Annotated in this window: 26 protein-coding genes and 1 other RNA gene; 17 read left to right on the top strand and 10 right to left on the bottom strand. The window is 31.4% G+C overall.

The window, feature by feature from the left end:
• Positions 1-57 precede the first annotated feature (57 nt).
• Genes mltG through dapF form a run of 3 tightly spaced genes read right to left on the bottom strand, consistent with a single transcriptional unit; the run spans position 58 to position 2,392 of the window.
• A complete protein-coding gene (gene mltG / locus BFJ87_RS08260; RefSeq protein WP_077402656.1) occupies positions 58-1,101 on the bottom strand; it encodes an endolytic transglycosylase MltG in 1,044 nt (347 codons plus the stop codon).
• Entirely contained in the window at positions 1,101-1,625 is a 525-nt protein-coding gene (locus BFJ87_RS08255; RefSeq protein ID WP_077402653.1) for a GNAT family N-acetyltransferase, read from the bottom strand. The genes mltG and BFJ87_RS08255 overlap by 1 nt, the downstream gene beginning before the upstream one ends.
• The gene (gene dapF, locus BFJ87_RS08250) at positions 1,619-2,392 is read right to left on the bottom strand and encodes a diaminopimelate epimerase (RefSeq protein ID WP_077402650.1); all 774 of its coding nucleotides are present in this window, start codon (positions 2,390-2,392) and stop codon (positions 1,619-1,621) included. Before dapF ends, BFJ87_RS08255 begins: the two co-directional genes overlap by 7 nt.
• Positions 2,393-2,510: 118 nt before the next feature.
• Here dapF and BFJ87_RS08245 point away from each other — a divergent pair, with 118 nt between their 5' ends.
• The 11 genes from BFJ87_RS08245 to BFJ87_RS08195 all read left to right on the top strand — a co-directional run bounded on the left by BFJ87_RS08245 (position 2,511) and on the right by BFJ87_RS08195 (position 14,719).
• Complete coding sequence (locus tag BFJ87_RS08245) at positions 2,511-3,911, top strand: S1C family serine protease (protein ID WP_171974487.1); 1,401 nt, start codon at positions 2,511-2,513, stop codon at positions 3,909-3,911.
• Positions 3,912-4,041: 130 nt separating this feature from the next.
• Positions 4,042-5,490, top strand: a complete 1,449-nt coding sequence (locus BFJ87_RS08240; RefSeq protein WP_077402644.1) for a glyceraldehyde-3-phosphate dehydrogenase — start codon at positions 4,042-4,044, stop codon at positions 5,488-5,490.
• 158 nt (positions 5,491-5,648) lie between these two features.
• On the top strand, positions 5,649-6,275 hold the full coding sequence (locus tag BFJ87_RS08235) for a tRNA (guanine-N1)-methyltransferase (protein ID WP_077402642.1): 627 nt from the start codon (positions 5,649-5,651) through the stop codon (positions 6,273-6,275).
• A gap of 46 nt (positions 6,276-6,321) precedes the next feature.
• Complete coding sequence (locus BFJ87_RS08230) at positions 6,322-6,765, top strand: GNAT family N-acetyltransferase (protein WP_077402640.1); 444 nt, start codon at positions 6,322-6,324, stop codon at positions 6,763-6,765.
• Between the two features lie 38 nt (positions 6,766-6,803).
• Positions 6,804-7,484, top strand: coding sequence for a tRNA (guanosine(37)-N1)-methyltransferase TrmD (trmD, locus tag BFJ87_RS08225; protein ID WP_077402637.1), 681 nt, complete (start codon positions 6,804-6,806; stop codon positions 7,482-7,484).
• Entirely contained in the window at positions 7,477-7,797 is a 321-nt protein-coding gene (locus BFJ87_RS08220; RefSeq protein ID WP_077402634.1) for a hypothetical protein, read from the top strand. Before trmD ends, BFJ87_RS08220 begins: the two co-directional genes overlap by 8 nt.
• A gap of 140 nt (positions 7,798-7,937) precedes the next feature.
• Positions 7,938-8,288 carry a 50S ribosomal protein L19 gene (rplS, locus tag BFJ87_RS08215; RefSeq protein ID WP_013619598.1) on the top strand — a complete coding sequence of 117 codons (351 nt, stop codon included), beginning with the start codon at positions 7,938-7,940 and terminating at the stop codon, positions 8,286-8,288.
• A gap of 652 nt (positions 8,289-8,940) precedes the next feature.
• A complete protein-coding gene (locus BFJ87_RS08210) occupies positions 8,941-11,151 on the top strand; it encodes an NADP-dependent isocitrate dehydrogenase (protein ID WP_077402632.1) in 2,211 nt (736 codons plus the stop codon).
• Positions 11,152-11,277: 126 nt separating this feature from the next.
• A complete protein-coding gene (locus BFJ87_RS08205; protein ID WP_077402629.1) occupies positions 11,278-13,650 on the top strand; it encodes a TonB-dependent receptor in 2,373 nt (790 codons plus the stop codon).
• Between the two features lie 5 nt (positions 13,651-13,655).
• Positions 13,656-14,468 (top strand): DUF4249 family protein, encoded by an 813-nt coding sequence (locus BFJ87_RS08200; RefSeq protein ID WP_077402626.1) that lies wholly within the window; start codon positions 13,656-13,658, stop codon positions 14,466-14,468.
• A 17-nt stretch (positions 14,469-14,485) separates the two neighbouring features.
• Complete coding sequence (locus tag BFJ87_RS08195; protein WP_077402624.1) at positions 14,486-14,719, top strand: DUF6095 family protein; 234 nt, start codon at positions 14,486-14,488, stop codon at positions 14,717-14,719.
• Positions 14,720-14,798: 79 nt separating this feature from the next.
• On the opposite strand, the gene rny is transcribed toward BFJ87_RS08195, so the two are convergent.
• The 4 genes from rny to BFJ87_RS08175 form a co-directional block, all read right to left on the bottom strand.
• Positions 14,799-16,370, bottom strand: a complete 1,572-nt coding sequence (rny, locus tag BFJ87_RS08190) for a ribonuclease Y (RefSeq protein ID WP_077402621.1) — start codon at positions 16,368-16,370, stop codon at positions 14,799-14,801.
• Positions 16,371-16,416: 46 nt separating this feature from the next.
• Positions 16,417-16,527, bottom strand: a non-coding RNA gene (gene ssrS, locus BFJ87_RS08185) — 6S RNA.
• A 60-nt stretch (positions 16,528-16,587) separates the two neighbouring features.
• Positions 16,588-16,884 carry a cell division protein ZapA gene (locus tag BFJ87_RS08180; protein ID WP_077402618.1) on the bottom strand — a complete coding sequence of 99 codons (297 nt, stop codon included), beginning with the start codon at positions 16,882-16,884 and terminating at the stop codon, positions 16,588-16,590.
• 16 nt (positions 16,885-16,900) lie between these two features.
• Complete coding sequence (locus BFJ87_RS08175) at positions 16,901-17,191, bottom strand: hypothetical protein (protein ID WP_077402615.1); 291 nt, start codon at positions 17,189-17,191, stop codon at positions 16,901-16,903.
• A gap of 196 nt (positions 17,192-17,387) precedes the next feature.
• Between BFJ87_RS08175 and BFJ87_RS08170 the strand changes: the two genes are divergently transcribed.
• Both BFJ87_RS08170 and BFJ87_RS08165 read left to right on the top strand, forming a co-directional pair.
• Positions 17,388-19,079, top strand: coding sequence for a M23 family metallopeptidase (locus BFJ87_RS08170; RefSeq protein ID WP_077402612.1), 1,692 nt, complete (start codon positions 17,388-17,390; stop codon positions 19,077-19,079).
• Positions 19,080-19,253: 174 nt separating this feature from the next.
• Positions 19,254-19,907 (top strand): hypothetical protein, encoded by a 654-nt coding sequence (locus BFJ87_RS08165; RefSeq protein ID WP_077402609.1) that lies wholly within the window; start codon positions 19,254-19,256, stop codon positions 19,905-19,907.
• Here the strand turns inward: BFJ87_RS08165 and BFJ87_RS08160 are convergent.
• Positions 19,904-21,052: a cysteine desulfurase family protein gene (locus BFJ87_RS08160; protein ID WP_077402606.1), complete on the bottom strand. Its 1,149-nt coding sequence runs from the start codon at positions 21,050-21,052 to the stop codon at positions 19,904-19,906. The genes BFJ87_RS08165 and BFJ87_RS08160 overlap by 4 nt on opposite strands.
• A gap of 112 nt (positions 21,053-21,164) precedes the next feature.
• On the opposite strand from BFJ87_RS08160, the gene BFJ87_RS08155 reads away from it, so the two are divergent.
• Positions 21,165-21,671: a hypothetical protein gene (locus BFJ87_RS08155; protein WP_077402603.1), complete on the top strand. Its 507-nt coding sequence runs from the start codon at positions 21,165-21,167 to the stop codon at positions 21,669-21,671.
• A 2-nt stretch (positions 21,672-21,673) separates the two neighbouring features.
• Here BFJ87_RS08155 and BFJ87_RS08150 read toward each other — a convergent pair whose 3' ends face one another.
• The gene (locus BFJ87_RS08150; RefSeq protein WP_077402601.1) at positions 21,674-22,219 is read right to left on the bottom strand and encodes a Smr/MutS family protein; all 546 of its coding nucleotides are present in this window, start codon (positions 22,217-22,219) and stop codon (positions 21,674-21,676) included.
• Positions 22,220-22,330: 111 nt separating this feature from the next.
• On the opposite strand from BFJ87_RS08150, the gene BFJ87_RS08145 reads away from it, so the two are divergent.
• From BFJ87_RS08145 to BFJ87_RS08135, 3 genes are read left to right on the top strand one after another with little or no spacing between them, the layout of a single operon-like run.
• Positions 22,331-22,630 (top strand): DUF2752 domain-containing protein, encoded by a 300-nt coding sequence (locus BFJ87_RS08145; protein WP_077402598.1) that lies wholly within the window; start codon positions 22,331-22,333, stop codon positions 22,628-22,630.
• Positions 22,631-22,647: 17 nt separating this feature from the next.
• On the top strand, positions 22,648-22,977 hold the full coding sequence (locus tag BFJ87_RS08140; protein ID WP_077402595.1) for a CCC motif membrane protein: 330 nt from the start codon (positions 22,648-22,650) through the stop codon (positions 22,975-22,977).
• A gap of 14 nt (positions 22,978-22,991) precedes the next feature.
• Complete coding sequence (locus tag BFJ87_RS08135) at positions 22,992-23,303, top strand: CCC motif membrane protein (RefSeq protein WP_077402592.1); 312 nt, start codon at positions 22,992-22,994, stop codon at positions 23,301-23,303.
• 86 nt (positions 23,304-23,389) lie between these two features.
• Here the strand turns inward: BFJ87_RS08135 and recQ are convergent, their stop codons facing one another.
• A complete protein-coding gene (recQ, locus tag BFJ87_RS08130; protein ID WP_077402589.1) occupies positions 23,390-25,591 on the bottom strand; it encodes a DNA helicase RecQ in 2,202 nt (733 codons plus the stop codon).
• Positions 25,592-25,644: the final 53 nt, after the last annotated feature.

Genomic DNA, 25,644 nt, shown 5'->3' with positions numbered 1-25,644 from the left:
AAAAGCATAAAAGATGAGATTTTTAGGATATTCGACACCAATTAACGGATTAAGTGTTTATCTGTTAATGTTTTGCTTGTTTATCCATCGGATATATTGCTCTTTATTTCGGTTATGTTGCGATAATGTTTTTGCAAACTTGTGATAACCAAAGTTTTCTACGTTAGCAACAAAGTAATAGTAGTTATGTTTTTCCGAATTTAAAACAGCATTTACAGCAGAAATGTCTGGCATTGCAATTGGCCCAGGAGGCAAACCAGCGTACATATATGTATTATAAGGAGAGTCTAATTTTAAATCTTTATAAAGAACTCTTTTAATTACTTGCTTAAAATTATTTTGATGTAATTTTAACGCATAAATAACAGTGGGATCTGCTTGCAACAACATCCCTTTACGCAACCTGTTTAAGTATACACCAGCAACTCTTGGCCTTTCATCTACTTTAGCTGTTTCTTTATGTACTATAGATGCTAATGCAACAACTTCATTTTCTGTTAATCCTAAAGATTTTGCTTTGGCTTTTCTTTCATCATTCCAAAAACGCTTGTATTCTGTAAGCATTTTAGTCCTAAAAGTTTCAGCAGAGCTATTCCAATAAAACTCATAACTATTAGGAATATACATTGCTAATTTATTAGCTTGAGTAAAATTATTTTCTTTTAAGAATTGAGGTTCATTAAATGCGTTTATTAAAGACACACTATCAGCTTCAATCTGAACCGCTACTCTACCTGCTAAGTCTTCTAAGGTTTCTTGGTTATTAAATGAAACCTTAACAGGTATGTTACGACCACGAAGCGAGTTAATGATCTCATTATTATTCATTCCTTTTTTAATTTCAAACTTACCTGCTTTAACATTATTTATATAACCCTTACGTTTAGCAGCCGCTTCAAAATCTTGTATACTACCTAGTAACGGTGTAACTTGCTCTTTTATATCGTTAAAATCGTCTGTAGACTTTATATATACGTATGCCGCATCATTATTAAAATTAGTGTTATCAACAAAAAACACTCCGTAAACCATATAGGCAAAAACACTACAACCTACTAAACCTATAAGTAAAACTGCTACTAAAATTCTTTTTAAATACATTAATTATTTATCTTTTGATATAATATTTCATCTTTAAACGTACTGCCAGTAAAAATCCAATCTTTTTTAACACCAGCAGCAATAAAGCCCATTTTTTTAAACAAATGTTTACTAGCATCATTATCTGCTAAAACATTTGCATAAATTTGATGCACTTGCAAAACTTGAAACACGTAAGCACAAACCAAATCTAACGCTTCTGCTCCAATTCCTTTATTTCTTTTCTTTTTTTCTGATACTATAATGCCCAAACCTACCTTTTTATTGGCAGGGTCAAAATCAAACAAATCTACCAATCCAATAACAAGATCTTCTGTATCACAAATACAAAGGCGTAATTGTTTAGCTTCATAAATATCTTTATAGGCATTTTGCAAATACAATTCTAAAATATGTTTTGCATAAGGAGCTGTAGTACCGCTAATTTCCCAAATATTAGTATCATTTTCTAATTGATACAAAAAATCTAGATCACTAGGCTCTATAGCACGCAAATATATGCGATCTCCTTGTAAACTTAGCATACTATTTCTCCTTTAAAAACTTGTTTTGCTGGACCTGTTAAAAACACATTTTTATAACCATCTTTATCTACCGTAAAGCTAATTTCTAAATTACCACCCATTACCTTAATAGGTATTGTTGTTAAATTAGTATTTTTAGATTTATGCATTGCTATAGCTACAGCGGTAACACCTGTACCGCATGATAAGGTCTCATCTTCTACACCTCTTTCATAAGTACGTACAGTATAGCCGTTATCATTTTTAGCCACAAAATTTACATTACTACCAGCTTCACCATAAAGTCCGTACCTAATTTTTTTCCCTTCTGTAAAAACATCAAAATTAGTAACATCATCTACCAATTGCACATGATGCGGAGAACCCGTATTTAAAAAAGAGTAATTTTCTTTTTCCTTTATATTTTCAACATCAATCATTTGTAAACTTACTATATCTGCATTAATAGTAGCATTGTGTAAACCATCTACAGCATTAAATGTGGTTTTTTCTTTTATCACACCTAAAAAATTAGCAAATGCAACAAGACACCTTCCTCCATTACCGCACATAGTACTTTCATTACCATCTGCATTGTAATACACCATTTTAAAATCTAATTCCTCATCATTCTCAAGTAAAATTAAACCGTCTGCTCCCACTCCAAACTTACGGTCGCACAGCTTATTAATTAACTTGGTATCTTCCTTTGGAAAACTTAAAGATCTGTTATCTATCATAACAAAATCGTTCCCTGTTCCTTGATATTTATAAAATGTAATTTGCATAGTCACAAATATATAATTTGTTAAGGTTTTTTTAGCAGTTAAAAAGACGTTAAATTAGACTTATTGAAATATAAAATTGATAATTTTACAGTTGAAAATGTTAATATATTGAATGATTATGAAAAAAATAACAAGTTTACTAGCCGTTTCTGTGCTTGCAGGCACAATAACTTTAGGAGCATATAAATTATTTTTGGAGGAGAAAAATTATCACATTATAACAGAAGACTCTAATGCATCTACTTTTACAACAAGTAACACCCCTGTTTCTTTTAGAGGTGCTGGTATTAATGAAGTAGATTTTACCACTGCGGCAGAAAATACGGTTAATGCAGTTGTGCACGTTAAAAATGTATCTATAGACCAAGAACAAAATCGTGTACTACAGTTTTTTTACGGACAAAGTGTTTCTGCAAAACCACAAGTTGGTACCGGATCTGGTGTTATAATATCTGAGGATGGTTATATAGTTACAAATAACCACGTTATAGACAATGCCACACAATTACAAGTTACGCTAAACAATAACAAAACTTATATAGCAGAATTAGTAGGCACAGACCCAAATACAGATATTGCTCTTTTAAAAATTGATGCAAAAAAGAAATTACCTTATTTGGCTTTTGGAGACAGCAATAGTGTTAAAGTTGGCGAGTGGGTGTTAGCTGTTGGCAACCCTTTTAATTTAACATCTACAGTAACAGCAGGTATTATTAGCGCTAAGGCTCGTAATTTAGATATGAGCAATAAGTCGCAATCTTTTATACAGACAGATGCTGCTGTAAACCCAGGAAACAGTGGCGGTGCTTTAGTAAATACTAACGGAGATTTAATTGGTGTAAATACAGCTATTACCTCTAGAACAGGATCTTATGTTGGCTATTCTTTTGCCGTACCAAGCAATATTGCAAAAAAGGTTGTAGATGATATAATTGAATATGGAAATGTTTTAGACGGAATTTTAGGAATTTCTACACCAAAAGTAAACTCTAGATATGCTTTAGAAAATGGCTTAAATGAAGTTGATGGTGTTTATATTGAAGATGTAACTGAAGATTCTGGTGCTTTTGAAGCCGGTTTACAAAGCGGAGACATTATTAAAAAAACTGATGAAGTTGAAATTCACAAGCTATCTGACTTAAATGGTTATTTATCTTCTAAAAGACCAGGAGACACAATACAAATAGCTATTAAAAGAGATAATGAAGAAATTATAAAGCCTGTAATTTTAAAAGAAAGACAAACTATAATTATTGAAGGACTTGGATTGGAAGTAAAAAACCTAAATGATAAAGACCGTAAAAAATTTAAAACTAAAAACGGTGTAAAAATTATAGGAGTCCCGGAATTATACAGAATGTACAATTTAGAAGGCAAAGTACTTATAGCTGTAGGAAAAAAAGAGATTAAAAATGTGTATGATGCCAAAAACCTATTTAGCTCTATTGGCAGATACGGGTACACTAGTATAACTATGGTTAACGAAAAAGGAGAAAGAGAACGACTAATCTTTCAATAAACACAAACCTTTTAAACGATTAAAAATGCAGACTTAACGAAGTCTGCATTTTTTTTTATAAAACACTTTACGAAAACGTTTGAAATATAGTACTTTTGCCCAAAATTAAATTCATTTTAAATCATATTTAATGAGTGCCAGTAAATCGTACGAGAAAGAATTAGCTTTTCAAGCAGACCGTAGAAAAGCAACTACAGAGTTCATAAAAATTGTGAGCAACCTGTGGTATGACAAGTCTATTGAGGTAGTTCTTTTCAAAAATCAGATTATTGATAAAAATGTTAGTGACATTATTAACCTACACGAGTATGCAGGTGAATTTGTACAAAAACCAATTTCAATTTTTGATTCTGTTGAAATCTTAAGAGCAATTAACGACATTAAATTACCACCTGCTAAATTAGATATAGGTAAATTAACTTATGAATACCACGCAGATGATAATAATTACAGTAATGTAAAAGCATTTGTTTTAGACAAGTTAAAAGATGCTAATGGCGCCAAAACAATAAAACCAAAAGATGTGGTTCTTTATGGTTTTGGTAGAATTGGTAGATTAGTTGCCAGAGAGCTTATGGCTAAAACTGGTAAAGGAAACCAATTACGCCTTAGAGCCATTGTTACCAGAGGAGCAATTAACCAAGAGGTTTTAGAAAAAAGAGCTAGCCTTTTGCGTACAGACTCTGTACACGGACATTTTACAGGTACTATTGATGTAGATGTAGAAAACAGTGCTTTAATTATTAATGGCACTACAGTACATATTATTTCTGCGCAAAAACCAGAAGATATAGATTATACTAAATACGGTATAATTAGCGCTTTAATTATAGACAATACAGGTGCTTTTAGAGATAAAGAAGCCTTAAGCAGACATTTGCAATCTAAAGGTGCATCTAGAGTTTTACTAACAGCTCCTGGTAAAGGAATACCAAATATTGTACACGGTGTAAACCACTTAGAGCACAACCCAGATACTACTAAAATATTTTCAGCGGCATCTTGTACTACAAATGCAATTACACCAATTTTAAAAATTATTGAAGATTCTTTAGGTGTTAAAAAAGGACATTTAGAAACTATACACGCTTATACCAACGACCAGAATTTAGTAGACAATATGCACAATAAATACCGTCGTGGTAGAGCTGCAGCACTAAATATGGTAATTACAGAAACTGGTGCTGGTAAAGCAGTATGTTTAGCTTTACCTAGTTTAGAAGGTAAATTAAGTTCTAATGCAATTAGGGTACCAGTACCAAACGGATCTTTAGCTATATTAAACTTAGACGTTAACAATAAAACATCTAAAGAAGGTATAAACACTATTCTTAAAAAATATGCTTTAGAAGGAGATCTTGTAGAGCAAATTAAATATTCTTTAAACAATGAGTTAGTATCATCTGATATTGTTGGTACTTCTGCCCCATCAATTTATGATAGCCCTGCCACCATAGTTTCTAAAGATGGTAAAAACATTATTTTATACATTTGGTATGATAATGAATATGGATACTCTCATCAAGTAATAAGGTTAGCTAAGTACATCTCTAAAGTAAGAAGATTTACGTACTATTAATCGATTATGTGTTGGAAAACTTCGTTGTAACTCATAAATTGGAGCATTTTTTAGACATTTTTCTATTTTATTCTTCAAGTTTCAGCGGAGTTTTTTTCTTATCTAAAAATATTAAATTACTTTAGCCAACTCATAATTTTTTTTAAACACAACATTATATGAAAGGCTTAAAGCTATTACCAATATTTATTGCTTTACTAGTATGGAACCTACAGTTTGCTCAGGAAGATAACGACTCTGAAGATGGAGACTCCACTTTTTCTTTAGAGAGTGGACCAATTGAATCTCAATTTGATTACGTTGCTAAAAAGTCTGGAAATTATAGAGCTGCAGGTGTAAGATATGAAGTTGTAAAAGTTACAAGTTTAGAAAAACTAAAAAAGAATGTTTTAGATTCTTTATCTGCTTACAATAAAACCGAAATATCTTTAAAAAGTACTATTAAAGAAAACGAAACGACAATTAATGATTTAAACCAAAAACTAGACGCTACCACAAAAAACCTTACTGCAATTACAGAAGAAAAAGACAGTATGTTTTTTTTAGGTATGCAGGTGTCCAAAGTAACTTATAACCTTATACTTTGGTCTATTATTGGAGGCTTACTTACGTTATTACTTTTATTTATTTACAGATTTAGAAAAAGTAATGTACTAACCCAAGAAGCTAAAACAAACTTAGCAGAGTTAGAAACTGAGTTTGAAGACCACAGAAGAAGAGCTTTAGAACGAGAGCAAAAAATAAGCAGACAGCTCATGGATGAACTTAATAAGCATAAAAAATAACACATAAAAGCTCCTTTTTTAAGGAGCTTTTTTTATTTTTAAAACTATGGTAACAGTAAAAAAGGCAACAGTAAAAGATATTTCATCTATAGCTCCTCTGTTTAATAACTACAGAATATTTTACAAACAAGAGTCTAATTTAGAGGCTGCCACTCTTTTTTTAAAAGAAAGATTAACTAAAGAACAATCCCATATTTTTATTGCTTTTAAAGGAGTTGAAGCCGTTGGTTTTACACAACTTTATACTTCGTACTCTTCTGTATCTCTACTACCCATTTTTATTTTAAACGACTTATTTGTTGATGCAAACCATAGATCTAAAAATATTGGTGCTGCCCTACTCCAAAAAGCTCAAGAGTTTTGCTTATTTAACAACTACAAAGGGATTGCACTAGAGACCGCAACAAACAACCCTGCACAAAAATTATACGAAAAATTAAACTGGAAAAAAGATACAAACTCTTTTCACTACTTTTGGACAGCCAATTAGCAAAATCTAAATTGTATATTTGCTGCCAATAATTTAGTATGAGAATAGATATTATTACGGTTTTACCAGAATTATTAAAGAGTCCTTTTGAAGCTTCAATTCTAAAAAGATCTATAGAAAAAGGGTTAGTAGAAGTTCATTTTCACAATTTAAGAGACTATACAGATAAAAGTTACAACCAAATAGATGATTATCAATTTGGTGGTGGTGCAGGTATGGTTATGATGATAGAACCAATAGATAAGTGCATTAGCAAACTAAAGGCAGAACGTGCGTATGACGATGTTATATATATGACGCCAGATGGTAGTACGTTAAACCAAAAAATGGCAAATACACTATCATTATCTAAAAATATAATTATTCTTTGCGGACATTATAAAGGTGTAGACCAAAGAGTAAGAGATACCCTAATTACAAAAGAAATATCTATTGGAGACTACGTTTTATCTGGAGGTGAACTTGGAGCAGCTGTATTATGTGATACTATAATTAGATTAATACCTGGTGTATTAAATAACGAAACATCTGCACTAACAGATACTTTTCAGGATAATTTGTTAGCTCCGCCTGTATACACCAGACCTGCAGAATACAAAGGATTAAAAGTACCGGAAATATTACTTAATGGCAACTTTCCAAAAATTGAAAAATGGAGAGAAGACCAAGCCTATGAAAGAACCAAACAACTAAGACCAGATTTACTAGATAATGATTGACAATTTTGAAATATTATACGGAATAACCTCTATAATTTACGCCTTAATAGCTATTGCCACAATAATTGGCGCTATAATTTATACTACCAAACGAAAAGGTATAGAGGGTATTTTTATGATTATTGGTAGTATTGTAAGCTTGCTCTGCACAATTGCATACCCACTAATAGCAACTTTAACAAGTGTACTTAATTTAGAGCCAGAACAACTAATGTTAGCTAACTATAGTATTAATGTGTTAAGCTGCTTCTTCTCTATTATTTTTGTTATTGGCTTTATTATAGCTGTTAGCAAACTAAAAAAAGAGTCATAACAACTTTATTATAGCAAAAAATTCTATTCAAAACTTGCCACATAAAATTAATAATGTATTTTTGCACTCGATTTAAAATTAACCTCTGGCGAAATACGTGAATTGTTGATTTTAATAAACTTACATAAAAAAAACATAAGATGGAAGCATTAATTAAATTTGTTGAAGACGAATTTGTTCCTAAAAAAGATTTTCCAAAATTCTCTGCTGGTGATACAATTACTGTATACTACGAAATTAAGGAAGGTGAAAAAACTCGTACTCAGTTCTTTAGAGGAGTAGTTATCCAAAGAAGAGGTAGCGGTGCTACAGAAACTTTTACAATCCGTAAAATGTCTGGTACTGTTGGTGTAGAGCGTATTTTCCCTGTTAATTTACCTGCATTACAAAAAATTGAAATCAATAAGAAAGGTAAAGTACGTAGAGCTCGTATCTTCTACTTTAGAGGTCTTACTGGTAAAAAAGCAAGAATTAAAGAAGTTCGTAAATAAAACTACTTCTTACACAATACTAAAAAGTCTACCTAGCGGTAGACTTTTTTTATTAATACATATATGTTATTTTTATTTACAAAGCCAAATAATCATAATATGTTAAAGTTATTGCTTAATTAATTTATATTTATTAAATTTAACAGTTATTTGCTATTAATATCATTATTAGGTAAATGTATAGCAAGTGACTATAAAGTTGCGTTCTTTATATTGTTGCAAGATCTCTTTATTATGTTAATTAAGTGCACATCTTAAATTAATGTTATACAGAAGACCTATAGCGGGTTGATAAAACCTTACTTTAGATTTTTAACTTTTTAAATTATATGTTTAATAAACTTAAAAATAGTAACAAGAAGAAACATAATATATTGACTTAATTAAAATTAAGTATTGTTATGTTTTAAACGTAGAAACAAAAGTTAACTGCAATCAATGGTTGCCGTTTTATAGAAGGTATAAAACACACAAAAGTTAAGAATTGTTTCTAAAAGCCATATCAATGTATACAATACTATGATATGGCTTTTGTTTTTCTATTGATTTATTGCATAATAATCACAATTTTTAATAGTTTTTTAAAAATATCTCATTCCTTAAGATAACTGAAAATTGTATATTTGTTTCGCTTAAAATAAATCAATATAATATGCCAAAAATAATATATACAAAAACTGATGAAGCTCCAGCTTTAGCAACTCAATCTTTCTTACCAATTGTACAAGCTTTTACCAAAACTACAGGTATAGAAATGGAAACAAAAGATATCTCTTTAGCAGCTCGTATATTAGCTGTTTTTCCAGATTACCTTTCTAAAGAGCAACAATTTGAAGATGCTTTAGCTCAATTAGGAGAATTGGCAAAAAGTCCTGAGGCTAACATTATAAAATTACCAAATATTAGTGCTTCTATACCACAACTTAAAGAAGCCATAGCAGAATTACAATCAAAAGGATATGCAATTCCTAGCTACCCAGACGATCCTAAAGACGCTAAAGAAAAAGAAATTAAAGGTCGTTATGACAAAATTAAAGGTAGTGCTGTAAATCCTGTATTACGTGAAGGAAACTCTGATCGTAGAGCCCCTAAAGCAGTTAAAAATTACGCAAAAGCTAACCCACACTCAATGGGAGCTTGGACACCAGATTCTAAATCTCATGTAGCAACTATGTCTGCTGGAGATTTTAAGTCTAACGAAAAATCTCTTACACTAGACAAAGGTACAGACGTTAGCGTTGTACTAGTTAAAGAAGACGGCTCTAAAGACGTTTTAAAAGAAAAAATTGCTTTATTACCTGGAGAAATTATAGATGCTACAGTAATGAGCAACAAGGCACTTTTAGCCTTTTTACAAGAGCAAATTAAAGATGCCAAAGATGCAGGTGTGTTGTTTTCTGTTCATATGAAAGCTACAATGATGAAAGTATCTGACCCAATTATTTTTGGTCATGCAGTAGAAGCTTACTTTGCTGATGTATTTAAAAAATATGGTAAAGTTTTTGAAGAAAACGGTATCAGTGCAAATAATGGCTTAGAGAGTTTGTTTAATAAATTAGATAAAATTTCTAACGGAGCAGAAATTAAAGCTGAAATAGAAAAGGCAATTGAAAATGGGCCGGATTTAGCTATGGTAAATTCTGACAAAGGAATTACAAATTTACACGTTCCTAGTGATGTTATTATTGATGCATCTATGCCAGCAATGATTCGTAATTCTGGACAAATGTGGAATAAAGATGGTAAATCTCAAGACACAAAAGCTGTTATTCCAGATAGCAGTTATGCAGAAATATATGCTGCAACTATAGACTTTTGTAAAAAACACGGTGCTTTTGACCCTACAACAATGGGTACAGTTCCAAATGTTGGCTTAATGGCTCAAAAGGCTGAAGAATACGGCTCTCATGATAAAACTTTTGAAATTGCAAACAACGGAAAAGTACAAGTTATAGATGCAGATGGTAATGTACTAATAGAGCATAATGTAGAAGTTGGTGATATTTGGAGAATGTGCCAAGTTAAAGATGCACCTATACAGGACTGGGTTAAACTAGCAGTTTCTAGAGCTAGAGCTACAAATACACCAGCTGTTTTTTGGCTAGATGAAAACAGAGCTCATGATGCAGAATTAATTAAAAAAGTTAACACATACTTGCCTAACCACGATACCTCTGGTTTAGAAATTTTAATTCTTTCACCTTTAAAAGCTACAGAATACACACTTGCCAGAATTAAAGATGGTAAAGACACAATTTCTGTTTCTGGTAATGTACTTAGAGACTACTTAACAGATTTATTCCCAATTTTAGAAGTTGGCACAAGTGCTAAAATGTTATCTATTGTACCGTTAATGAATGGTGGTGGTTTATTTGAAACTGGCGCTGGTGGATCTGCCCCAAAACACGTAGAGCAATTTACAGAAGAAGGCCATTTACGTTGGGATTCTTTAGGTGAATTTTTAGCTCTAGAAGTTTCGTTAGAACACGAAGCAGAAAAATCTGGAAATAAAGATACTCTTGTGCTTGCTGAAGCATTAGGAGATGCAACAGAAAAGTTTTTATTAAATGATAAATCTCCGTCTAGAAAAGTGAATGAAATAGACAACCGAGGTTCTCATTTTTATTTAACGTTATATTGGGCAGAAGCCTTAGCAAACCAAACTAAGAGTCCCGCTTTACAAGCAAAATTTAAAGAAGTTTATGCCTCTTTAAAAGATAACGAAGATAAAATTAATCAAGAATTAATTAATGCTCAAGGTTCTAGTGTAGAAATAGAAGGCTATTACCTGCCTAATCAAGAAATTTTAGCTAAGGCTATGAGGCCTAGTAATACCTTAAATACAATTATTAACAGTATTTAATATTTTTATTATCATAAAAAAAGCCTATTCTTAACCAAGAGTAGGCTTTTTTTTATTTTAAATAAATGTTAACTATTATTATCTAGCTATAAAAGTGGTTATTTTTACCAAAAAACCACACCAATTATGCACAGACCCATTGTCTGCCTTTTTATATTCTTGTTTATTTTTGCCAAAAGTAATGCTCAGGAAAAATATACACTATACGGCACTATAACAGAGGCTTCTAGCAACGAAACACTAATTGGCGTTTCTATAGCAATACCAGAACTACAGACAGGTGTTATTACTAATGAATACGGATTTTATTCCTTAACCTTACCCAAAGGGTCACATACTATAATTGTTAGCTATATTGGCTTTAATGAGGTAAAAAAGCAAATAAATTTAACAAAAGACACTACTTTAAACCTTCAACTTAATGAAGCTGTTGAAGAGCTAAACGAAGTAATACTCACCGAAGACATAGAAAAAATTAATATTAGAAAACCACAAATGAGTGTTAACTCCTTGTCATCAAGCAGTATTAAAAAGATACCAGCTATATTAGGAGAGGCAGATGTTCTAAAGTCAATTTTACTACTACCTGGTGTAACAAGTGGTGGTGAAGGTGCATCTGGCTTTAATGTTAGAGGAGGCTCTGTAGATCAGAATTTAATTTTATTAGACGAAGCTACAATTTACAATTCTTCACATTTATTTGGTTTCTTTTCCGTTTTTAACCCAGATGCAATAAAAGATCTAAAGCTATACAAGGGCGGTATTCCCGCTAAATACGGAGGCAGAATTTCATCTGTACTAGATATTTATCAAAAAGAAGGAAACAGTAAAGAGTTTAAAGCTAACGGAGGTATTGGCATTGTTTCTAGCAGATTATTATTAGAAGGCCCTTTAAAAAAGGATAAAGGAGCTTTTTTAGTAGGTGGCCGCAGTTCTTACGCCCACCTATTTTTACCATTAATAGACAATGATAATAAAGCGTATTTTTATGATTTAAACACCAAACTAAATTATAAAACAAACAAAAACAACAACTTATATCTTTCTGGTTATTTTGGAAGAGATGTTTTTAGTATTGCTAATAGTTTTGAAAACACATATGGAAACTCTGTTATTAATTTGAGATGGAATCATTTATTTACTGATAAATTATTTAGCAACTTATCTTTAATTTACTCAGACTACTTTTATGGGCTAGAATTAGATTTTGTTGGTTTTAAATGGAACTCAGGTATTCAAAATTTTAATCTTAAATACGATTTTAAAAATTACATTTCTAATAATTTAAAGTTAAATTACGGCATAAATAACACCTATTACAGGTTTAATCCTGGTGAGATAAAGCCAAACCGCAGTGACTCTGGCATTTTACCAAATAAATTAACAGATAAATACGCCAACGAATTTGCCGCTTATATAGACACAGAACACAAAATTACTAACCAACTTACCTTACAATACGGAGTACGCTGGAGCCATTTCACTAGACTTGGGCAAGATGAACTTTTTATATACGAAAACAACCAAGCAGTTAATTTTAATACTGATTTTCAGATATATGAAAGTGCAGAACCTATAGGTAAAGAACGCTTTAAAAGAACTGCCCAAATAACAACTTTTAATAATTTAGAACCTAGACTAGCCTTATCATACGCATTAAACAACAACAACTCTATTAAAGCAAGTTACAATCATATGGCGCAGTACTTGCATTTACTATCTAACACTAGCTCCCCTACTCCTTTAGACGTTTGGTCTCCTAGTGGAAGATATATAAAACCACAAATTTTAGATCAATATGCTATAGGCTATTTTAAAAATTTTAAAAATGATAATTACTCTTTAGAGACTGAGGCGTATTATAAAGATGTAAAAAACAGAATAGATTATATAGATGGCGCTAATTTAATTGCTAATGATGCAATAGAACAAGTGATTTTAAACGGAAAAATGAGATCTTACGGCTTAGAGTTTATGCTCAAAAAAAATAGTGGAAAATTAAACGGATGGCTATCATATACCTTATCAAAATCTGAACAACAAACACCCGGCAGAACTATAGAAGAAACAGGAATAAATAACGGAAAATGGTATACAACCTCTTTTGATAAAACCCACGATTTATCATTAAATGCAAGTTATAACATTAATGACAAATGGAGCATTAATAGCAATTTAATATACCAATCTGGGCAACCTACAAACTACCCAATAGGACAATTTGAATATAAAGATTTAAGTATTCCTATTTATGGAGAACGCAACAATCAACGTCTACCAAGCTACAATAGGTTAGATATATCTGCTACACTAACACCTAAAAAAAATAAAAATAGAAAGCTACAAGCACAATGGATTTTTGGTGTTTACAACGTTTACAATCGTAAAAATGCCGCTTCTATCAATTTTTCTAGAAATGAAGACACAGGTAACAATGAAGCATTGCGTACCTCAATTTTTGGTGTAGTACCATCTGTAACTTATAATTTTAAATTTTAATACTAATGAAAAAGTTATTATACATTATACCATTGCTATTAATTTTTGGATGCGAAGATGTAGTAGACATAGAAGTACCAAACTCGGAGCCTAAATTAGTTATAGACGCTAGTTTTAATGTTTACACAACAGAAACCCCAGTAAGAACTGACGGATTTGTAAAACTATCTTTAACAACAAATTATTTTGATACAGAAGATAATCCCGTAACTACTGCAAATGTTTTTATTGAAGATTTAAGCACAGGAACGGTTTACCCATTTTCATCTAACGGAAATGCCGGTTACTACCAGGCTAATTCTAATAATTTTACACCAGAATTTAACAAAACCTATCAGTTAAATGTAGAGTACAACAACAATACATACATTGCTGAAACAACATTAATACCTAGTGTTGCAATTGATAATGTTGAGCAAGGAGATGCTACACTTTTTGATGACGATGATACAGAATTAATAGTATCTTTTACAGACAACCCAAATAGAGATGATTTTTACTTATTTGATTTGGACTTTGGAGAGTTTTTAACTACTTCCGATGAATTTTTTCAGGGTGAAACTTTTAAATTCTCTTATTTTTATGACGATTTATCCCCTGGCAAGGAAGTTGTTATAAAGTTAAATGGAACAGATGAACAGTTTTATAATTATATGAATCTAATTTTAGCACAAAGTGGAGAAAGTGCTGGTGGACCTTTTCAAACAACACCAGCTACAATTAGAGGAAATATTGTTAATGTTACTAATGAAGAAGATTACGCCTTAGGCTATTTTAACCTTTCTGAGACATACGAATATAAAATTACTATAAACTAATAAATACTATTTTTAATATGCCCACAACACAGTCAGACTCTTTTTACAAAAGCATTAAGTTTTTTGGGTTAACAGTATTACTTATGTTTTCTGGTCCTGGAGCTATTTATGAAGCTTTTAAAAACGAGAATCATCCTTTATACCTACCCGTACTTATACTTGGCTTTATACTCTCATTAGCCGCATTAGCATTATTTTATTACAGCTTACGTTTAATGATGACAGCAATTTTTGGAAAAAGAAAAAAATAACATATTTCTTTATCTTCTATACAAATAAAAAGCCTCCAAATTGGAGGCTTTTACATTATATTATAAAATTAACTTGTTTTTACTTAGCTACATTAACTGCTCTTGTTTCTCGTATAACCGTAACTTTAACTTGTCCTGGATACGTCATATCTGTTTGTATTTTTTGAGATATCTCAAAAGACAATTCAGCTGCCTTATCATCATTTACCTTTTCACTCTCTACTATAACACGTAATTCTCTACCGGCTTGTATTGCATATGCTTTTTGTACGCCTACAAATCCAAATGCAACTTCCTCTAAATCTTTTAATCGTTGTATGTAAGAATCCAACACTTGTCTTCTTGCTCCAGGTCTTGCACCACTAATAGCATCACAAACTTGTACAATTGGAGCTATTAAAGTTTTCATTTCAATTTCATCATGGTGAGCTCCAATTGCATTACATACGTCTGGTTTTTCTCCATATTTCTCTGCCCATTGCATACCTAAAATAGCGTGTGGAGTCTCTACCTCTACCTCAGTATTTGGAACTTTACCTATATCGTGTAATAATCCTGCTCTTTTAGCTGTTTTAGGATTTAAACCTAGTTCTGCTGCCATTACGCCACAAAGTTTAGCTACTTCTCTAGAGTGCTGCAATAAGTTTTGTCCGTAAGAAGAACGGTATTTCATACGCCCAACAGCTCTAATTAACTCTGGGTGCAAACCGTGAATACCTAAGTCTATAATTGTACGCTTACCAACTTCTACAATTTCTTGCTCTATTTGCTTTTCTGTTTTACGCACAACTTCTTCAATACGCGCAGGGTGTATACGACCATCTGTTACTAATTTATGTAAAGATAAACGCGCAACTTCCCTTCTAACAGAATCAAAACAAGAAAGTATAATTGCCTCTGGCGTATCATCAACAATAATTTCTACTCCTGTTGCCGCTTCTAAAGCTCTAATGTTTCTACCTTCTCTACCAATAATACGCCCTTTTACATCATCAGACTCTAGGTTAAAAACAGACACACAGTTTTCTACTGCTTCCTCTGTTCCTATGCGCTGTATGGTATTTATTATAATTTTTTTAGCATCTTGCTCTGCAGTAAGTTTAGCTTCTTCCATAGCTGTTTGCATAAACGCCATAGCATCAGACTTAGCTGTTTCTTTTAAAGAATTTACCAATTGCTCTTTTGCTTCATCCGCAGACAAACCAGAAATTACCTCTAATTGCTGAACTTGATTTTTATGTAACTTATCTAACTCAGATTGCTTTTTCTCTAAATAATCGTTTTTATGATCTACAGACTGTAATTTAGATTGCAACTGGTCGTTTAACTTTTTATTTTTTGCAAGCTCATTACTCACCTGAGATTCTTTGTCCCTTGTTCGTTTTTCTGCTTCAGACATTTTTTTATCCTTAGCAATAATTACTTTTTCATGCTCTGCCTTAAGTTCTAAAAACTTTTCCTTAGCCTGTAATATTTTATCTTTTTTAATGCTTTCACCTTCGGTTTTTGCATTTCTTAGTATTGATTCTGCTTCTAATTTAGCACTAGCAATTGTTTTAGAGGCTTTTCCTTTTTCTAAAAACTTAGCTATTATAAAGCCAATTGCTAAACCTACTATAGTTCCTATAATTATAAATGTAATATTCTCCATGGTTGTTTATATATATTAAAAAACCCACATTGGGGGTGTTTTGTACAAACTCCTATAAAACAGGATTAGGGCTAACAGCATGATCAAGGATCCTTATACTAGTAAGGCTTGCTTTTACAAACTAAACTCACCCTTTAAAAACAAATTAATGTTGAGTTTGTCAAAAAAATACCAATGTGGGCAGTAATTTAATGTTATGTAATGAACGTATTTTATATTATATAGAGCTAAGCTTAGAATCTACAATGTGTTCTAAAGCCTGTAAACGCTTAGTAACCTCTGTTGTATCTTCTTGTTTATCAATACTTTTCTGTTCAATTTTAGAGGCAAATTGCAAGGCACACATTGCCAATACATCTTGTTTATCTCTAACGGCATAGTTTTGCTCAAACTTTTTTGCTAACTGCTCTATATTTTTTGCAGCTTTGCGTAAACCTTCTTCCTGACTAGGATCTATAGTTAATGGATAAACCCTATCTGCAATAGAAAGTTTAATTTTTAGCTTTTCTGCCATAAGTATTAATATTACATTATTCAGCAAGTTGAGCAATACAATGATCTAACTCTCTTATTAATGTATTTATTTTAAGCTTTGCTTCTGTTTTATTTTTATTACTGCCTAGCATAGAATTTGCAAGTTTAAGAGCATTGTATTTTTCTTCCCATTCTAAAACCAAATTAGAAGTTTGTGCTTGCTCTTGTTTAAGCGATAGTAATTCTTCATACAACCTAGTATTTGCTTGCTTTAATAACTCCATTTTATGAAGTAGCTTGCTAACTTTGTTTTCTAAAGAATCAACAATTTCAACTAATTCGCTCATTTACAAAAATCGATGCATTTATCACAAAGTTAACATAGATTAAACTAGTGCGCAATACTTTTTTCAATTATTCTTGTAAAGAATTAAATATTAGCACTTAACCCTCTGTAATAAGGTGTTTTGTAATTTTTATAGCATATTAGTTTTTTTCAATTAAACGGGATTGGTTATTTTCGTATCAACTTTAAAAATACTTATGAGAATCTACGCATTTATAGCTGCACTATTTTTACTAACATCTGTAAACGGACAAGAGAAATATCCTCAAAATAAATTTCAATCTCCTTTAGACATTCCGTTAATTTTAGCGGGTAATTTTGGCGAATTACGTTCTAATCATTTTCATTCTGGTATAGATATTAAAACCCAACAAAGAGAAGGTTTAGCTGTTTACGCTATAGATGATGCATCTGTAACACGTATTAAAATATCGCATTGGGGATATGGTAAAGCTCTTTACATTACACACCCTAGCGGTTACACCTCTGTGTATGCCCATTTGCAAAAATTTTCTCCTAAAATTGAAGAGTACATAAAAAAAATACAATACAAAAAGCAATCATACCAAGTAGAGACTTTTCCTGATTTTGGTGAGCTTAAAGTTAAAAAAGGAGAAGTAATAGCCTATTCTGGTAATACAGGCGGTTCTTCTGGTCCACATTTACATTTTGAAATTAGAAGTAATACCACTAGCAAACCTACAAACCCATTACTTTACGGATATGACATTAGAGACGCTACAGACCCAACAATTTTAAACCTATACGCATACCCTTTAAGTGAAAATGCACAAATAAACCAAAGTGCTAATAAAACGCAAATAAAGTTTAAAAAACAAGCAGATGGCTCTTACTTAGCAGATAAAGTATACGCTTCTGGTACTATTGGTATTGGTTTTAATGGGTATGACAGGCAAGATATGGCCGCTAATAAAAACGGAATTTACTCCATAGAACAACTGGTTAATGGTAAAACGTATTCTAAATTTAAATTCGATTCATTTTCTTTTGCCGAAACAAGGTACATTAACACCTTAATAGACTACCAACATTATGGTAAATATAACCAGCGCATTGTAAAGTGCTATAAAGATCCTAGCAACAAACTAAGTGTATATTCTGATTTACATAACAACGGTAAAATTAACATAACTAATGGTCTTACCTACAATGTAGAACTATTGCTAAAAGATTGGGAAAATAACACCACCAAAATTATTATTCCTGTTGAAGGTAAATTGCAAGAATTAAAATCACCTAAAAAAATAGAAGTTACCAACAATTATTTAATTGCTAAAAAGCCAAACAATTACAATTTAGATGGTGCAAAAGTATATTTTCCTGCAAATACATTTTATAACGATTTTTATATTGACTTAAAAAAAGGAACAGATACTGTAAAAATTCATAACAATGAGGTTCCTGCTCACCGTAATTTTACCATAACTTTTGATGTTAGTAAATATACTGATGCCGAAAAAAAACAACTTTTTATTGCCAGGTTAAATAGCAAAAACTTACCTATACACGCAACTACATATAAAAGAGGAAATACCTTTACTACAAGAACAAAAAATTTAGGTACTTATACTTTAGCAAAAGATACAGTTGCACCAGTTATTACTCCTAAAAACTTTAAAGCAAAACAATGGCTAAACAATTACAAATATTTAAGCCTTAAAATTGTAGATGATTTAAGTGGTATTGACACTTACAATGCTTACATTAACGGAGAATGGATATTAATGAGTTATGAGTATAAAACCAACACCATAACCTATGATTTTGATGATAAAATACTAGATAAAAAAGAATGTAATTTAAAAGTTGTTGTTACAGATAACGTAGGCAACACTACAACATATGAAACTACTTTTTATAGAAAATAACACTGCAATAGCAAAAGGGTAAATAAAAACAGTTAATTTAATAAAATACACACCTAAAATAACAATAGTTTAAAAGATTAAAAGCTTATAAGTTTAGTAATTTCATATACTTTTGCAAAAAAATAAAGTGTATTAAACTTTAACACGGCAGTGTAATTACAGAGAATACAAAAAATGAAAAAAACATTACTTTTTATAATAGTACTATCTTTTTGTGGAGTACAAGCACAAAAAAACATATACGAAAACAAACATTTTGATGCCATAAGCAAAGACCATAAAGTACTGGCAATTATTCCGTTTTTAGCTAATTTGGAGCTAAAAGATAACATTACAAAAGAAAAGCTAAAAGAGTTAGAAGAAAAAGAGGGATACGCTGTGCAAAATGCACTAGAAACTTATTTTTTAAGAGGTAAAAAAAAGAAGAAATACGCTGTAGAATTTCAGAACATAAAAAACACTAATGCTTTATTAGCTAAAAATAATATTACATTTAAAAATATAGATATACATACCACTAAAGAACTAGCCAAGCTATTAAATGTAGATGGTATTATTAGTGGTAATATAGATTTAAATGTATTGTTATCTGATGGAGTTTCTACAGACTTTAATTTCTTTGATTATTTTGATGGAAACGCTAATTATGGGCGTATTGGAATAAAGGTTAGTGATGGTGACTCTGGCAAACTATTATGGAAATACGAAAAGGAAATTAACAAGAAGACTGGCAAAAACACCATAGATCTTATAGATGGTATGATGAAAAAAGCAACTCGTAAATTTCCTTATGATAAAGAAAGAGTAAAAAAGAATAAGAAAAATTAACTCTCTACAAACTCTTTTAATACTTGTATAGTATAATCTAACTCTTGCTTGGTATTGTACTTAGAAAAAGAAAAACGCACAGACGGCTTTTGCAAATCTTCTTTAGACAATACCTCTGTTAATACATGAGACCCTAAACTGCTTCCAGATTGGCAAGCACTACCTTTAGAACACCCAATACCTTTTAAATCTAAATGAAATAAAAGCATTAATCCTTTTTTCTCGTCTACTGGTATATTTACATTAACCAATGTGTACGTACTTTTATCCATGTTACCAGACAAACCATTAAATTTAATTTCGGGAATATCCGCTTTAATTTTATCTATAAAATATTGTTTTAACTCTATAACATAGGCTTTTTCTTGCTCTAAATTCTCGTAAGATTTTACAAATGCTTCTTCTAAACCAACAATGTTATGGTATGGCTCTGTACCTGCTCTAAAACCACGTTCTTGTGAACCTCCAAATATTAAAGGCTTAATACCTTTATCTTTCTTTATGTAAGCAAAACCTATACCTTTTGGCCCGTGAAATTTATGTGCTGCAGCAGTTAAAAAATCTACAGGTGTTTGCTGTACATCCCAAGCATAATGCCCCACAGATTGCACAGTATCTGAATGAAAAAGAGCGTTGTACTCTTTACACAATGCACAAACAGCATCAATATCTAACTTGTTGCCTATTTCATTATTAATATGCATAAGACTCACTATTTTTTTAGTGTCATCTTGTGCTAACAACTCTTTTAAATGTATTAAATCTGGATTACCATTAGCATCTAAATTAACATAATGCAAAGCAATACCGTATTCTTTTTCTAATTCCTCTACTGTATGTAAAACAGCATGGTGCTCTATTTTTGATGTAATAATAGTACGCACATCTAAATCTCTTACTGCTCCACGCAAAATCATATTATCTGCCTCTGTACCTCCAGATGTAAAAATAATTTCTGCTGGATGTGCATTTAAATACTTTGCAATTGTTTTACGTGTTTTTTCTATTGCAGTTTTAGCTGTTCTACCAAAACTGTGTGTAGAAGACGGGTTTCCGTAACATTCTCCTAAAGCATCTTGCATTTTTGCAATAACCTCTTCTCTAACCTGTGTTGTAGCTGCGCTATCTAAATAAACTTTTTGCATCAGAATTTATCAAAAATTATAATCCCCCAAAAATAGGGGATTTAAAATTAAATAATTCTAAAAAACGTTAAAATCTACATGTAATCAAAAGAAAAACTTTTACATTTGATGTATGAAGAAATATTTCCTTTTTAGCGCACTTTTTACCTTATTATCTTGTAGTGATGGTGACTTACAAATTGAAACTTTAGATTTTAGTACAGTAACAGCCCAAAACTGCGGTACACTTAGTGTTGATACTGAATTATTTTTTAAAATAAATAGTAATGAAACTTTAATATTAACCTTACAAAGTGGATTGCTTAAAAATGAAGTCTCTGAAGCTGAAATAACAAGTGCAATACCAGAAGCTAGTCAACTTACATATCGTACATTTTCTGGCACAGTATCTAGTAATTATTTTTGTGATTCTCCACCACCAGCAACACCAACAGTTTTAGAAGAAATTAATGCTGAAAAAGGGACCATTACTATAAACACAGTTGCTGGCGAAACAGAAGGTACCTTTATACACACCATTAAACTTAAAGATATTACACTAAACAATAGTGATGATACACGTATAACAGATTTAAATATTGAAGATTTTGCAGTGCTAACAACAACAGTTCCTCAATAATTTTAATTCTGAAAAATATAAACTTCAGTGGCTCCTAGTCCGTATTTTTGATAATCTGCGTCATAAAATTTTAAGTTGTCATATTTATTAAAAAGGTAATGCAACTCTTCTTTTAAAACTCCCTCTCCTACTCCGTGTATAAAAACTACTTTTTGTATTCTTTTTTGAATAGCGAAGTTTAATTGACGTTTAGCTGTTTCTAACTGTAGATTGAGCATATCAAAATTACCCATACCTTTGCTAGACTTTACAAGTTGGTTTATATGTAAATCTACCTCCATCTTAGGAATATTTCGCTCTTTAGGCTTTACAGATGGCCTATTTTTACGCTTGGGCTGTTCTTTTTCTTGTTTAATTTTAGCCACTTCATAATTAGACACTCTTATTGTATCTGCGTTTGCAATTTTAATTAGCTCTTTCTTTAAATAAGAAATCTCAAAACCCATATCTGTTTCAATAGTGACATTGTAACCATTTACAGCCACAACAACACCAGAAATTGTATCGTCTAAAACCTCTACCTTATCACCAATACTAAAATTTGCCATACCTTTAATTTACGTCTTTAAAATTTTTCTTTTAAAAAATTATAAGGCGTTTATTTTCTTTCCACAAAAATAATAGTATTTTTCCGTTTCAAAAATAGATTACAATACTAAATGCCGTTACCTATATTAGAGTTTAACATTAATGACTATATGCTTCCTTGTATGAACAAGAAGTATTTTGGTGTTGAATGCCCTGGTTGCGGTATACAAAGATCATTATCATTAATTTTACAAGGAGACTTTAGTGGTGCTTTTCAAATGTACCCGGCAATTTACACACTAATTTTGCTTTTTGGTTTTATAGCTGTTAACCATTTCTATAAAATAAAACACGCCAATAAAATTATTATCACATTACTAGTCATTAATTTTGTAATAATATTTACCAACTATATTAATAAATTTCTTTAACCAATTACATTAAAATTATGGAACAACAAAAATTACCAAACGTTACTATTGCCTTAGTATTAGGAATAATTTCTTATGTAGGATGCTGCTGCACTTCTGGATTTGGAGGTATACTTTTTTCTGGTATAGCTCTATTTTTAATAAATAAAGACACTAAAACCTACCAAGAAAACCCTCAAGAATATTCAAATTTTGGACAGTTGAAAACCGCTAAAATTGTTTCCATTATTGGGTTAGTGTTAAGTGTAATAATTGTAGGACTATACATATTCTTTAAATCTACAGGTGCTTATGATGAAATGATGGAAGAGTTTATGAAGGGATACAACCAAGGACAAGGATTATAATTATTAAATAAATTATGAAAGAAGAATTACCTGGTGCTAGTAGCGCTATGACGATGGGAATAATTGGCTTAATTGCAACTGTTGCATGTTGCGGACCTCTTGGAGCTATTTTTTGTTTTATTAGTTTATCTAATGGTAAAAAAGCAAGATTGCTTTATGAGCAAAATCCAGGTCAATATACAGGAATTGAAAATGTAAAAACCGCAAAGATTTTATCTATTATAGGATTAGTTATTGCGGCCCTATATCTTGTATTTATAATACTATACTTTGGAGTTATAATAGCTGCAATTACAGCAGGAAGTATGGATAGTATGCAATATTAAACTTCAATAGATTTATATTGATAACGAAAAAATCCCAATACATATGCATATGTATTGGGATTTTTTATTTTAAGTTTATTCGTATACTAGTTTGCTACTTCACTAATAAATTTTATTCTATATAAACGTAGTTCTTCATCTTCATAGTCACCATCAAACTCTTCTACAGCAGCATCAATATTATCAGATTCTGCTTCTAAAAAGTAATCGTGTATTTCTTCTTGTTGGTCTTCATCTAAAGTTTCATCTACCCAATAAGTAATATTTAGTTTTGTACCACTATATACTATTTGTTCCATTTCTTTTATCAACTCTGCTAGCTCTAAACCTTTAGCATCTGCAATATCTGTTAATGGCAACTTACGGTCTACGTTTTGTATTATATACAGTTTTAAAGCAGAATTAGCTCCTGTACTTTTAACTACTAAATCATCTGGCCTAACAATATCATTATCCTCTACATACTTAGCTATAAGTGCTAAAAATGGTTTCCCGTATTTTTTAGCTTTACCTTCTCCTACTCCATGTATGTTAAGCATATCTTCCATACTGGTTGGGTACTTAAGCGCCATGTCATCTATAGACGGATCTTGAAAAACCACAAAAGGAGGTACACCGTGCTTTTTAGCTTCAGACTTTCTAAGTTGCCTTAACAACTGTGCAAGCTCTTTATCTGCTACACCACCAGAACTTTTTGCTGCACTCACAATAGCATCATCATTAGCCTGACTATACACATGGTCTTTTGTCATTAAAAATGATGTTGGCTCCTTAGCATAATCAACACCCATTGGTGTAACACGCAAAATTCCGTACTGCTCTATTTCTTTTCTTAAGTAACCTGCTACTAAAGTTTGGCGAATTAATGCCATCCAATAACCAGCGTCTTTATCTTTACCTATACCAAAAAATGGTTTTTCGTTAGTTTTATGAGACGCTATAAGTGCATTTTTTTTACCAATTAAGGTATTCACTATTTCTTTTGACTTAAATTTTTCTTTAGTCCCCTGTACAACACTAATAAGTTTAACTACATTTTCTTTAGCCTCTACTTTTTCTTTTGGAGTACGGGTATTATCATCCATATCTGCTCCTTCTCCATTAACCTCGTCAAATTCCTCTCCAAAATAATGAAGAATAAATTTTCTACGAGACATAGATGTTTCTGCAAAGGCAACAACTTCTTGTAACAGTGCATTTCCTATCTCTTGTTCTGCAACGGGTTTCCCTGACATAAATTTTTCTAACTTTTCTATGTCTTTATAAGAATAAAAAGCCAAACAATGGCCCTCTCCTCCATCTCTACCAGCTCTACCGGTTTCTTGATAATAACTTTCTAAACTTTTAGGTATATCATGGTGTATTACAAAACGTACATCTGGTTTATCTATACCCATACCAAAGGCAATTGTTGCAACAACAACATCTACCTCTTCCATTAAAAACATATCCTGGTAACGAGATCTTGTTTTTGCATCAAAACCAGCGTGGTAAGGCACTGCACTTATACCATTAACCTGTAACACTTGTGCTAATTCTTCAACCTTTTTACGACTTAAACAATACACAATACCAGATTTACCAACATTTTGCTTTACAAAACGTATAATGTCTGCTTCTATATTCTGAGTTTTTGGTCGTACTTCATAAAATAAATTAGGTCTATTAAAAGATGCCTTAAATAATTTAGCATCTGCAATACCTAAATTTTTTACAATATCTTCTTGTACTTTTGGCGTAGCAGTAGCAGTTAAACCTATCATAGGAATACTATCTCCTAATTTACCAACAATAGTTTTAAGGTTTCTGTACTCTGGTCTAAAATCGTGTCCCCACTCAGAAATACAGTGTGCTTCATCTACTGCAACAAAGGAGATTTTTACAGATCTTAAGAACTCTACGTACTCCTCTTTTATTAAAGATTCTGGGGCTACATAAAGTAATTTAGTTACTCCGTTTACTATATCTTCTTTCACTTCCTTTACTTGAGTTTTTGTTAAAGAAGAGTTTAAAACGTGTGCTATTCCGTGTTCAGAAGAGATACCACGTATGGCATCTACCTGGTTTTTCATCAAAGCTATTAGAGGCGAAACAACAATAGCTGTACCTTCTTGCATTAACGCAGGTAACTGATAGCAGAGTGATTTACCTCCGCCAGTTGGCATTATAACAAACGTATTATTACCCTTAAGCAAGTTATTGATGACACTTTCTTGTAATCCTTTAAATTTTGTAAATCCAAAATGCTTTTTTAAGGAAGCGTGCAAATCAATGTTAGAGTTACTCATAGTATAGTATAGTGATTGTATTTACTGTTTATTAATATAATAAAATTCAAGAT

Source organism: Cellulophaga omnivescoria, from assembly GCF_001999725.1.
Taxonomy (GTDB): Bacteria; Bacteroidota; Bacteroidia; order Flavobacteriales; family Flavobacteriaceae; genus Cellulophaga; species Cellulophaga omnivescoria.
The sequence above is the reverse complement of the archived record's forward strand: the minus strand, read 5'-3'. Positions and strand labels throughout refer to the sequence as shown.

Coding starts and splice junctions, on each gene's coding strand:
- mltG (WP_077402656.1), bottom strand. CDS start 1,101: ATGTATTTAAAAAGAATTTTAGTAGCAGTTTTACTTATAGGTTTAGTA.
- BFJ87_RS08255 (WP_077402653.1), bottom strand. CDS start 1,625: ATGCTAAGTTTACAAGGAGATCGCATATATTTGCGTGCTATAGAGCCT.
- dapF (WP_077402650.1), bottom strand. CDS start 2,392: ATGCAAATTACATTTTATAAATATCAAGGAACAGGGAACGATTTTGTT.
- BFJ87_RS08245 (WP_171974487.1), top strand. CDS start 2,511: ATGAAAAAAATAACAAGTTTACTAGCCGTTTCTGTGCTTGCAGGCACA.
- BFJ87_RS08240 (WP_077402644.1), top strand. CDS start 4,042: ATGAGTGCCAGTAAATCGTACGAGAAAGAATTAGCTTTTCAAGCAGAC.
- BFJ87_RS08235 (WP_077402642.1), top strand. CDS start 5,649: ATGAAAGGCTTAAAGCTATTACCAATATTTATTGCTTTACTAGTATGG.
- BFJ87_RS08230 (WP_077402640.1), top strand. CDS start 6,322: ATGGTAACAGTAAAAAAGGCAACAGTAAAAGATATTTCATCTATAGCT.
- trmD (WP_077402637.1), top strand. CDS start 6,804: ATGAGAATAGATATTATTACGGTTTTACCAGAATTATTAAAGAGTCCT.
- BFJ87_RS08220 (WP_077402634.1), top strand. CDS start 7,477: ATGATTGACAATTTTGAAATATTATACGGAATAACCTCTATAATTTAC.
- rplS (WP_013619598.1), top strand. CDS start 7,938: ATGGAAGCATTAATTAAATTTGTTGAAGACGAATTTGTTCCTAAAAAA.
- BFJ87_RS08210 (WP_077402632.1), top strand. CDS start 8,941: ATGCCAAAAATAATATATACAAAAACTGATGAAGCTCCAGCTTTAGCA.
- BFJ87_RS08205 (WP_077402629.1), top strand. CDS start 11,278: ATGCACAGACCCATTGTCTGCCTTTTTATATTCTTGTTTATTTTTGCC.
- BFJ87_RS08200 (WP_077402626.1), top strand. CDS start 13,656: ATGAAAAAGTTATTATACATTATACCATTGCTATTAATTTTTGGATGC.
- BFJ87_RS08195 (WP_077402624.1), top strand. CDS start 14,486: ATGCCCACAACACAGTCAGACTCTTTTTACAAAAGCATTAAGTTTTTT.
- rny (WP_077402621.1), bottom strand. CDS start 16,370: ATGGAGAATATTACATTTATAATTATAGGAACTATAGTAGGTTTAGCA.
- BFJ87_RS08180 (WP_077402618.1), bottom strand. CDS start 16,884: ATGGCAGAAAAGCTAAAAATTAAACTTTCTATTGCAGATAGGGTTTAT.
- BFJ87_RS08175 (WP_077402615.1), bottom strand. CDS start 17,191: ATGAGCGAATTAGTTGAAATTGTTGATTCTTTAGAAAACAAAGTTAGC.
- BFJ87_RS08170 (WP_077402612.1), top strand. CDS start 17,388: ATGAGAATCTACGCATTTATAGCTGCACTATTTTTACTAACATCTGTA.
- BFJ87_RS08165 (WP_077402609.1), top strand. CDS start 19,254: ATGAAAAAAACATTACTTTTTATAATAGTACTATCTTTTTGTGGAGTA.
- BFJ87_RS08160 (WP_077402606.1), bottom strand. CDS start 21,052: ATGCAAAAAGTTTATTTAGATAGCGCAGCTACAACACAGGTTAGAGAA.
- BFJ87_RS08155 (WP_077402603.1), top strand. CDS start 21,165: ATGAAGAAATATTTCCTTTTTAGCGCACTTTTTACCTTATTATCTTGT.
- BFJ87_RS08150 (WP_077402601.1), bottom strand. CDS start 22,219: ATGGCAAATTTTAGTATTGGTGATAAGGTAGAGGTTTTAGACGATACA.
- BFJ87_RS08145 (WP_077402598.1), top strand. CDS start 22,331: ATGCCGTTACCTATATTAGAGTTTAACATTAATGACTATATGCTTCCT.
- BFJ87_RS08140 (WP_077402595.1), top strand. CDS start 22,648: ATGGAACAACAAAAATTACCAAACGTTACTATTGCCTTAGTATTAGGA.
- BFJ87_RS08135 (WP_077402592.1), top strand. CDS start 22,992: ATGAAAGAAGAATTACCTGGTGCTAGTAGCGCTATGACGATGGGAATA.
- recQ (WP_077402589.1), bottom strand. CDS start 25,591: ATGAGTAACTCTAACATTGATTTGCACGCTTCCTTAAAAAAGCATTTT.